This window comes from uncultured Sphingomonas sp., assembly GCF_964244265.1.
Classification (GTDB): domain Bacteria; phylum Pseudomonadota; class Alphaproteobacteria; order Sphingomonadales; family Sphingomonadaceae; genus Sphingomonas.
Genome location: NZ_CAXTHV010000001.1, coordinates 16,461 through 26,113, shown reverse-complemented (window position 1 = coordinate 26,113; position 9,653 = coordinate 16,461). Strand labels below are relative to the sequence as shown.

At 68.6% G+C, this 9,653-nt stretch carries 10 protein-coding genes and 1 other RNA gene; 9 read left to right on the top strand and 2 right to left on the bottom strand.

Going from position 1 to position 9,653, the window contains the following annotated elements:
- Positions 1–9: 9 nt before the first annotated feature.
- The 6 genes from ACFE7K_RS00175 (at position 10) to ACFE7K_RS00150 (ending at position 4,213) form a co-directional block, all read left to right on the top strand.
- A complete protein-coding gene (locus tag ACFE7K_RS00175; protein ID WP_375396130.1) occupies positions 10–1,068 on the top strand; it encodes a chemotaxis protein CheB in 1,059 nt (352 codons plus the stop codon).
- Positions 1,062–1,895 carry a CheR family methyltransferase gene (locus ACFE7K_RS00170; RefSeq protein ID WP_375396129.1) on the top strand — a complete coding sequence of 278 codons (834 nt, stop codon included), beginning with the start codon at positions 1,062–1,064 and terminating at the stop codon, positions 1,893–1,895. Before ACFE7K_RS00175 ends, ACFE7K_RS00170 begins: the two co-directional genes overlap by 7 nt.
- A 43-nt stretch (positions 1,896–1,938) precedes the next feature.
- Positions 1,939–2,628: an N-acetylmuramoyl-L-alanine amidase gene (locus ACFE7K_RS00165; protein WP_375396128.1), complete on the top strand. Its 690-nt coding sequence runs from the start codon at positions 1,939–1,941 to the stop codon at positions 2,626–2,628.
- Between the two features lie 172 nt (positions 2,629–2,800).
- Positions 2,801–3,165, top strand: an RNA gene (gene rnpB, locus ACFE7K_RS00160) — RNase P RNA component class A.
- A gap of 191 nt (positions 3,166–3,356) precedes the next feature.
- Positions 3,357–3,893: a J domain-containing protein gene (locus ACFE7K_RS00155; RefSeq protein WP_375396127.1), complete on the top strand. Its 537-nt coding sequence runs from the start codon at positions 3,357–3,359 to the stop codon at positions 3,891–3,893.
- The gene (locus ACFE7K_RS00150; protein WP_375396126.1) at positions 3,878–4,213 is read left to right on the top strand and encodes a (2Fe-2S) ferredoxin domain-containing protein; all 336 of its coding nucleotides are present in this window, start codon (positions 3,878–3,880) and stop codon (positions 4,211–4,213) included. The genes ACFE7K_RS00155 and ACFE7K_RS00150 overlap by 16 nt, the downstream gene beginning before the upstream one ends.
- Before the next feature lie 24 nt (positions 4,214–4,237).
- Here the strand turns inward: ACFE7K_RS00150 and ACFE7K_RS00145 are convergent, their stop codons facing one another.
- The gene (locus ACFE7K_RS00145) at positions 4,238–5,395 is read right to left on the bottom strand and encodes a glycosyltransferase family 4 protein (RefSeq protein ID WP_375396275.1); all 1,158 of its coding nucleotides are present in this window, start codon (positions 5,393–5,395) and stop codon (positions 4,238–4,240) included.
- Between the two features lie 43 nt (positions 5,396–5,438).
- Entirely contained in the window at positions 5,439–6,152 is a 714-nt protein-coding gene (locus ACFE7K_RS00140; RefSeq protein ID WP_375396125.1) for an SDR family NAD(P)-dependent oxidoreductase, read from the bottom strand.
- Positions 6,153–6,223: 71 nt separating this feature from the next.
- Here ACFE7K_RS00140 and ACFE7K_RS00135 point away from each other — a divergent pair, with 71 nt between their 5' ends.
- The 3 genes from ACFE7K_RS00135 to ACFE7K_RS00125 all read left to right on the top strand — a co-directional run bounded on the left by ACFE7K_RS00135 (position 6,224) and on the right by ACFE7K_RS00125 (position 9,640).
- Positions 6,224–6,931 carry a glutathione S-transferase N-terminal domain-containing protein gene (locus ACFE7K_RS00135; RefSeq protein ID WP_375396124.1) on the top strand — a complete coding sequence of 236 codons (708 nt, stop codon included), beginning with the start codon at positions 6,224–6,226 and terminating at the stop codon, positions 6,929–6,931.
- A 149-nt stretch (positions 6,932–7,080) separates the two neighbouring features.
- Entirely contained in the window at positions 7,081–8,448 is a 1,368-nt protein-coding gene (gene radA / locus ACFE7K_RS00130) for a DNA repair protein RadA (protein ID WP_375396123.1), read from the top strand.
- Between the two features lie 592 nt (positions 8,449–9,040).
- Positions 9,041–9,640, top strand: a complete 600-nt coding sequence (locus tag ACFE7K_RS00125) for a CvpA family protein (RefSeq protein WP_375396122.1) — start codon at positions 9,041–9,043, stop codon at positions 9,638–9,640.
- Positions 9,641–9,653 lie beyond the last annotated feature (13 nt).

The window sequence follows — 9,653 nt, the reverse complement described above, 5'->3', positions numbered from 1 at the left end:
GCTGCGGCGATGGCGCGCTCCCCTTCACCCCATGCCGCCCCGGCGGCCCGGACGCGGATCCTGATCGTAGACGATTCGGTGGTGGCTCGCGCGGTCCTGACCCGCGCGATCGAGGGCTCCCCCTCTTATGCCGTGGTCGGCTCGGTGCCCGATGTCCGCGCCGCGCTGGCGTTCCTGGCGATCGATCAGGTCGACCTCGTCCTGTTGGACGTCGAGATGCCCGGGGTCGACGGGCTGACCGCGCTTCCCGACCTGATCGCCGCCGGCAAGGGCGCGCGTATCGTGGTCGTCTCGTCGACCTGCGCCGATGGTGGCGCGGCGATGATCCAGGCGCTCGCCCTGGGGGCGGCGGATACGTTGGAAAAGCCCGAGGTGGGCGCCTTTGCCGGCCGCTTCGGCGCGCTGCTGATCGAGAAGCTCGACCGCCTGTTCGAAGTCAGCGACATCGTCCTGCCACGCGGTGCCACCACCATGCCCGCCCGGGAGCATGACTTCGACATTGTCGCGATCGGTGCCTCAACGGGGGGCATCCACGCCCTTAGCCAGCTGCTGCGCGCGCTGCCGGCGCATTTCAGCCAGCCCATCCTGATCACCCAGCATCTGCCGGCGTCGTTCATGTCGTATTTCGCCGCGCAGGTGGCGGTGCTCGCCAACCGGCCGTGCGAAGTGGCGGAGGACCGATCGCGGATTCGTCCGGGGCGGATCCTGATCGCGCCGGGACATGCCCATATGAAGGTGATCGCGATCGGCGAGGGCGGGGCGGTACGGCTGACGACCGAAGCTGTGGCCAGCGGGTGCATGCCGTCGGTTGACCCGATGCTGCGCTCGGTCGCGGACGTCTATGGCCCTCGCTCGTTGGCGGTGGTGCTCAGCGGCATGGGGCGCGACGGCGCTGTCGGCGCTGTGGCGATAGCGGCGGCGGGCGGCAGCGTCGTCGTCCAGGATCGCGAATCGTCGGTGGTATGGGGAATGCCTGGCGCCGTCGCCGCCAGCGGCGCGGCGCATGCCGTGCTGCCCCCCGACAAGATCGGCCAGCTGATCGGCCGCCAGCGGCGACCGGCATGCTGAGCGCGCTCCCCACCGGGACCAGCGGCGCGATCAACGCGCTTGCCGCGCTGCTGGAGGCTCATACCGGTCAGCAGATCGCGCCCAGTCGCAACTGGCGCATCGAGAGCACGCTGGCACCGCTGATGCGCCAGCATGGCTGGGCCGATCTCAACGCGGTGGTGATGGCGATCCGCGTGGATAGCGGCGGGACGCTGGCGATCCAGGTCGTCGAGGAATTGCTCAACCAGGAAAGCTCGTTCTTCCGCGATGCCGCGACGTTCGATCTGGTGGCCGATGTCGTCGCCGCGACCTGTCCCGACCGGCGGCCGCGGATCTGGTCGGCCGGTTGCTCGACCGGTCAGGAGCCATTGTCGCTGGCGATGCAGTTCGTCGAGACCTTGCCCGAAGGCCGCATTCCTGAAATCGTCGCCACGGACATTTCCGAAGCCGCGCTGCAGCGCGCGCGCGCCGGACGGTACAGCCAGTTCGAGATCCAGCGCGGCCTGCCGATCGGTCATGTGCTGCGGTGGTTCGAACAGGTCGAGGGCGATTGGGTGGCCGATCCCGCGCTGGTGCGGCGGATATCCTTCCGGCGCATGAACCTGGTCGCCGATCCGTCGCCGGTCGGCCGCTTCGACATGATCCTGTGCCGCAACGTCCTTCTGTACTTCTCGCCCGCTCTGCGGCGCCGCGTGCTCTGCCTGCTCGCCCAGGCGCTCCGCCCCGACGGCGTGCTGGTGCTCGGCGCCGGGGAGACGGTAATCGGCCAGACCGACGCATTGCGCCCGAGCCCTCGCTTTCGCGGCCTGTACGAGCCCATGACCCGCGGATGCATCGCCGCCGCCTAGGGTGCAGGTTTACTTTATCCGCCGGACAAAGCATCCCGGCGACGTGAGCATCGTCGATACGCCCTCGCCGAACTTCAACGACCGGCGCCTGCCGATCACGATGATCGTCCTGCATTATACGGGCATGGCGAGCGCCGCCGCCGCGCTGGACCGGCTGCGCGATCCCGCCTCCGAGGTGTCGGCGCATTATCTGATCGACGAGGACGGCATTGTCCACCGGCTGGTCGCCGAGGACAAGCGCGCATGGCATGCCGGCGCCTCCCACTGGCGCGGCATCACCGACGTCAATTCGGCGTCAATCGGGATCGAGCTCGTCAATCCCGGCCACGATCTCGGCTATCGCCCGTTCACCACCGCACAGATCGATTCGCTGATCCCGCTGATGCAGGAAATCAAGGATCGCCACGGCATCACCCGCGGCAATATCGTCGGCCATTCGGACATTGCCCCGACCCGCAGGCAGGATCCGGGCGAGCTGTTTCCGTGGGGCCGCTTGGCCCGGTTGCGGCTGGCGCTGCCGCGGCCGACCCGCAACCTGCTCGACCCGCTATGGACCGATGCCGGTTTCCTGCTGGCCCTGGAACGGTTCGGCTATGAGGTGACCGACAGGCTGGCTGCGGTGGTCGCCTTTCAGCGCCGCTTCCGCCCCGAATTGATCGACGGCGAGGTCGACGGCGAGTGCCGCAGCCTGCTGCTCGCGCTATTGCTGCCGAAACCGCAAGGGGACGAGTGACGCGCCGCTAGCCGATCATCCCGACTTCGCCGATAAAGGTGCGCCAACCGCGCCTCGGGGCAATTCGTTTTAGCCTGGCGAACATCGGCATCTCCACCGTCACATCTAACGGGCCGGGTTGCCGAAGCAACCGGCTCGACGAACCGTTGCCGCTGGGCTAGGGTTGGCGACGCCAGAGGGTCGGGCGGCCGCGGGTGCGCAAGCACGCGAGGAAAGTCCGGGCTCCGCGGAACGACGGTGGCGGGTAACGCCCGCCGGGGGCGACCCCAGGGAAAGTGCCACAGAGAGCAGACCGCCTCGCGCCTCGGCACGAGGCAAGGGTGAAAGGGTGCGGCAAGAGCGCACCGCGTGGCCGGCAACGGTCGCGGCATGGCAAACCCCACCGGGAGCAAGACCGAATAGGGATGGCATATGGGCGTGTTCCCGCTCGTCATCCGGGTTGGTTGCTGGAGGCGGCGCGCGAGCGTCGTCCTAGAGGAATGGTCGCCCATCCGTTTACGCGGTGGACAGAACCCGGCTTACAGACCCTCTGGCGCTTTCGCGAGGCGATCAGCCCTTACCGATCGCCGGTGCGCGGCGGCGCCCGCGACGCGCGGCCCGCCTGGCGGCTCGCAAGGACCGGCGGCAGGCGATTTACTCGCCTGCCGCTGCCAGATGTCAGACACCGGCGGGCATCGGGACGACGAGAGTGGGTGGCATTCCGCCCCGTGCCTGCCTAAGTGGCCGGGATGGCGCGCGCGACCCGGACCGATAATTGGGGCTTTCCCCGCTGGGGCGGCTATGGGTCGTCGCGCGATGCCGCGCGGGTGCGGATCTGCGATCGCCATGGCTGCGAGGAACGCGGCGACTGTCCGGCGCCCAAATCGCCCAACAGCCCCGACCGCTGGTATTTCTGCCAGGAACATGCCGCCGAATATAATCGCGGCTGGAATTACTTCGAAGGCCTGACCGCCGAGGAAGCCGCCGCGCGCGAGGCCGACGAGACGCACACCGCCAACGGCTATGCCGAGGCCAGGCATTATGGCTGGGCCGGGCCCGGCGACGGCAGCCGATCGCGTGACGAGATGCGCGCGCTCGACCTGCTCGAGCTGGAGGCCGATGCGAGCTTCGACCAGGTCCGCGCCGCGTGGCGCAGGCTGGCCAAGGAATGCCATCCCGACGTCCGCCCCGGCAACGCCGATGCGGCCAAGCGTTTCCAGGCGATCCAGGCCGCCTATGACGTGCTCCGCATGGCCGAGGAGGAGCGGACGTGGAAGCCGGGCTAGGGCGCGATCTCAAGAGCCGATGGTCCGGCGCGGTGCTGGTCTGCGCAAAATGCTCGAAGAAGCTCGACGGCGGCTTCGGACCCAAGGGCAGGACCAGCCTGGCCAAGGCGCTGCGCCAGCGGTTCGGGCTGAAGAAGGGGCGCAAGGCGGCGAGGGGCATCATCGAGGTCAAGTGCCTCGGCGTTTGTCCGCGCGGCGCGGTGACCCTGGTCGACACCGCGCATCCCGCGGCGTGGCGGCTGGTGCCGGCGGGGGCGGACATCGATTCCGTCGGGACGGCGATCGGCCTGGGCGCCGCCGATCGGGCAACCGACGCCTGAACGCGCCGCCCTCTTTCGACGTGCTCAGGACGTGCCCGCGCGCCGCGCCATTACCGACAGATATGTCTGCACTACTGCCTCGTTGACCGGTTCCCACCGATAATCCTGCGCCTTGGCATGCCCGGCCGCCCCCGCAGCCGTGCGCCGCGTGCCGTGCTCGACCAGTTGCTGGATCGCGTCGGCATAAGCGGCCACGTCGCGTGGCGGCACCAGGAAGCCGTTGACCCCGTCCTCGATCAGGTCGACCGCGCCGGTCGCGCGCGCCGCCACGACCGGGACGCCGGCGGCCATCGCCTCCAGCGTGACGTTGCCGAAGGTCTCGGTAACCGACGGGTTGAAGAACACGTCCATGCTCGCGACCGCGCGGCCCAGATCGTCGCCCCGCTGAAAGCCCGCAAACGCGGCATCGGGCACGCGTTCGGCCAGCCATGCCTGCGCGGGACCTTCGCCGATCACCAGCACGCGGTGGCGAACGCCGCGCGCGGTCAGCAGGCGGCTGACGTCGGCGAAGATGTCCAGGCCCTTTTCCAGCACCACGCGGCCGAGAAACCCGATCGCCACCTCGCCGTCGCCGATGCCCAGGCCCCGGCGCCATTCGGTGCTGCGGCGATCGGGGTTGAAGCGGGCATGGTCGACCCCGCGCGACCAGATGCTGGTCGGCGTCGTCACTCCCCAACCGCGGATCAGATCGGCCATCGATCGGCCGGGGGTCATCACCTGGTCGACCCGGTTGTAGAAGCGGGTGAGCAGCCGCACGATCAGCGGCTCGACGAAACCGAGGCCGTAGTAGCGCGGATAGGTCTCGAACCGCGTGTGCAGCGACGCGACGCGGGCGATCCCGCGCCGCCGCGCCCAGGTGATCGCACGATGCCCCAGGATGTCGGGCGCGGACAGATGCACCAGGTTCGGCGCGAAAGCGGCGAGGTCGCGACGCACTGCGGGGGGCAGCCCGCGCGCGACCTTGTATTCGCCGCGCCCGCCGATCATCGGCAAGGCGGGCACGTCGACCAGGTCGCCCGTGGGCGGAAAGGCGGGAGTGTCGGTGGTCGGCGAATAGACCCTGACCGCCGCGCCACGCTCCAGCAGATGCCCGACCAGCAGGTTCAGCGCCTGGGTGGGCCCATCGCGCACATAGTTATAGTTGCCGCTGAACAGCGCCACACGAAGATCGCCCGGTTGCATGGCGCGTGCATAGCCGGGCCGGGCCGGCTTGCCCATGATATCGTCACGGGACGATCTCGGCACCGTCCCACGCGAACACCTTGCCGCTGTCGGCGGGCTTCAGCGCATCGATCACGTCGAGCAACTGGACTGCGGCACGATCGGGCGCGAACAGGTGGCCCGCTGCGACATTGGCCTGGAACGGCTTTGACAGCGCGGTGTCGACCGTACCGGGGTGCAGGCCGACGACGATGCCGCGCGCGTTGCGGCGGCGATCCTCGATCGCGATCGTGCGGATCAGCTGGTTGAGCGCGGCCTTGGCGGCGGGATAGCCGTGCCAGCCGCCCAGCCGGTTGTCGCCGATGCTGCCGACCCGCGCCGACAAGGCGGCGAACACCGCGCGTGCATCGCGCGGCATCAGCGGCAGGAAATGCTTGGCGACAATCGCCGGGCCGATCGCGTTGACCGCATAGCTTTGCGCAAGCCAGGCCGGGTCGAGGTCACGCAGCGCTTTTTCGGGGCGATGCATGGCGTCGTGCAGCAGGCCGGTGGCGACGACGACCAGCGTCGGTGCCGGGCCACCGCCGACCCGCTGCGCCGCCGCCGCGATGCTCGCCTCGTCCGCCAGGTCGAGATGCCCCGCGCCGCTTACCAACCGCGCGAAGCGATGGACGACGGCATAAGCGCCCTCGTCCTCGATCGCCGCCGCCAGTGCCGCGCCGATCCCGCCGCTCGCTCCGATGATGACGGCCGCCTGTTCCGCTGTCTTGACCGCCATGCCGGATGCCATAGCGGCCGGGCGCCGGCTTGCCTATCTGGGGGGCAGACCCGTAACAGGAGATGCCGACGATGACCGACCTTGCCGACTTCCCGATCACGACCAGATGGCCGCCCGCCGACGCCGGCAAGCTGCAATATTACGGCCTGCCCACGCCCAACGGCGTCAAGGTGTCGATCATGCTCGAGGAAACCGGTCTGCCCTATGAGGCGCATTTGGTCGATTTCGGCGCCGACGACCAGAAATCGCCCGAATTCCTGTCGCTCAACCCCAATGGCAAGATTCCCGCGATCCTCGATCCCGACGGTCCTGGCGGGCGTCCGCTCGGCCTGTTCGAATCGGGGGCGATCCTTGAATATCTCGCCGAGAAGACCGGCAGGTTCCTGCCCGCCGACCCGGCCGGGCGGTGGCATGTCCTTGCCTGGGTCTATTGGCAGGTCGGCGGGCTGGGGCCGATGTTCGGCCAGCTCGGCTTCTTCAACAAGTTCGCCGGCCGCGACTATGAGGACAAGCGCCCGCTGCAACGCTATGTCGACGAGGCGGTGCGCCTGCTCGGCGTGCTCGACGGCCAGCTGGACGGCCGCGAGTGGATTGCGGGTGATGAATATACGATCGCCGACATTGCGACATTGGGCTGGGTCAACAATCTGATCACCTTCTACGAAGCGCGCGACGTCGTCGGCTTCGACGAATTCACCAACGTCGGCGCCTGGCTCGACCGCGGCCTGGCGCGGCCGGCGGTACAGCGGGGGCTGAAGGTGCCGGGGCGGCCGGCGTGATCGGATAGACGTTGCCCCGGCGCCGGCCGGGGCCGCTGCATCCATCGTATGACGTTGCCTCGATCGAGACGCCCCGCCCGGCGCCGGGGCGAGGATTACCTCGGGAACCGACGTTCCTCTATCGTTCCGTTTCTGCTACAGGTTCGCCTATGGCAAAACCACAAAAGCGCTATGTCTGTCAGGCTTGCGGCTCCGTCGCCACGCGATGGCAGGGGCAGTGCGCCGACTGTGGCGAGTGGAATACGCTGGTCGAGGAAGCGGGCGCGACCGTCACGCCGTTTCAGGCCAAACACAACCTGCAGGGCGGGGGGCGGACGTTTCAGCTGGTCGGGCTGGATGCCGAGATCGCCCTGCCCGAACGGATGGGCTCCGGCATTGCCGAGCTCGACCGCGCGCTGGGCGGGGGGTTCGTCGAGGGATCGGCGACGCTGATCGGGGGCGACCCCGGGATCGGCAAGTCGACCCTGTTGCTCCAGGCCGCGGCGCGGATGGCGCTGGCCGGGGCGAGCGTCGCCTATGTTTCGGGCGAAGAGGCCGCGGACCAGGTGCGGCTGCGCGCGCGGCGGCTGGGGCTGGGCAATGCCCCGGTGCAGCTCGCGGCGGCGACCTCGACGCGCGACATCCTGACGACCTTGGGGCAGGGCACGCCGCCGGCGTTGCTGGTGATCGATTCAATCCAGACGATGCACTCGGATCTGATCGAGGGCGCGCCGGGCACGGTCAGCCAGGTCCGCGCCTCGGCGCAGGAGCTGATCCGTTTCGCCAAGGAGCGCGGGACGGCGGTGGTGCTGGTCGGCCATGTCACCAAGGACGGCAGCATCGCGGGCCCGCGCGTGCTCGAACATATGGTCGACACCGTGCTGAGCTTCGAGGGCGAGCGCAGCCACCAATATCGCATCCTGCGCGCGATCAAGAACCGCTTTGGCGGCACCGACGAGATCGGCGTGTTCGCGATGGAGACGAGCGGCCTGAGCGAGGTCGCCAATCCGTCGGCGCTGTTCCTGACGCATCGCGACGAGGGCATGACCGGGGCGACCGTGTTCCCGGCGCTGGAGGGGACGCGGCCGGTTTTGGTCGAGGTCCAGGCGCTGGTCGTGCGCCTGGCGTCGGGCGCGACGCCGCGCCGCGCCGTGGTAGGCTGGGACAGCGGGCGGCTGGCAATGATCCTGGCGGTGCTCGAGGCGCGGTGCGGCCTCAGCTTTTCGACCTGCGAGGTCTATCTCAACATCGCCGGCGGCTATCGCGTGCAGGACCCCGCGGCCGACCTGGCGGTGGCGTCGGCATTGGTCTCCGCGCTGGCCGAACGCGCCGTGCCGGCGGATGCGATCGTGTTCGGCGAGATCGCCTTGTCGGGCGAGGTACGGCCGGTGGCGCATGCCGCGCTCCGCCTGAAGGAAGCCGCCAAGCTCGGCTTCGCGCGCGCGCTGGCACCCGTCGCGACCGCCGGCGAGGGCGGGATGACGATTGACAGCTTCAAAACACTAGGCAGTCTTACCGATCACTTATTGATGCGGTAATCGACTGGCGACGTTCGGCAGCATTATTGTCATGGTGACGTCGCCAAGGCGACACCGCACTGTAACGATCATTTCGCTGTTCTGTCACCGAACTCGTGTCTAGGCTCGGTAGCTGGGCACTTGATCGACTGAGCGACTCGTCGACCTGCCTATCCCAGCGGAACGGTCACCTCTTGATGGAAAGGGGGTGTTTACATTGAATGACGAGCTTATCGCGGTCGTCGCTGACTGCGTCCGCGCGCTTTGCGCGGTTATCGGGCTGATCCGTCCACCGGCGGATCGAAAGAAAAGGTCTCGAGAGCAAGCCCCCGAGACCAAGTGAAGATCGAGAGCTCGAGTTAATCGAGCCCGCAAAGCTCGGGTCGGGGGAAACCCCGGCCCGAGTCCCTCGGGCCGAAGCCCGCGTCGCTCTACCTAAAGCGGCCGTTGTAAAGCAACCGTGAATTCTTTCATGCGCGGCTAAGCGAGATCAGCGCGGGACGAAAAAGTCCGCGCGTCGGTCCATCGATCGGCCGTGTCCCGGCCCGTCCGCGTTGACCCGATGGGGGCGCGCCGCTAGCGCTGGCTCCGGTGTAATGCGTGGGATTGGGGCATGGGACTGACCGCCGTCGATATCCTGGTGCTGCTGCTTGTCGTGGCGACCGCGGCGTTCGGCGCGATGCGCGGGTTCGTTACCGAGGTGCTGTCGCTGCTCGCCTGGGTGCTGGTCGTCTTTGCGCTGAAATTCGCCCATACCCCGTTGACCCATGCGCTGACCGGGTCGGTCGGCACGCCCACCGGGGCGGCGGTGCTGGCGTTCGCGCTGATCGCCGGCCTCGCCTGGTTCGGCGGGCGGCTGCTGGCGCAGTCGATCGGCGCGCGCACCCGCGATTCGATACTCGGGCCGCTCGACCGCGCGATGGGGCTGGGGTTCGGCGCGCTCAAGGGGCTGATCCTTGCCAGCCTGGCCTTTCTGCTGCTCGTGCTGGTGTTCGACACCGCCTATGCCGGGCCATCGCAGCGGCCACCCTGGCTGACGAGTTCGCGGACCTATCCGCTGCTCAACGCGACCAGCGCGAGCATCGCCGATTTCGTCGACAAAAGGCGGCGCGGCCGGCCGGTATTCGACATGCTCGGCAATGACGACGATGTCGCGACCGACGCGACTGCTGACGATGCCGCGCGCCGCAATTCGTCGGCAGACACGCGCTGACCCGCCAGGGGTC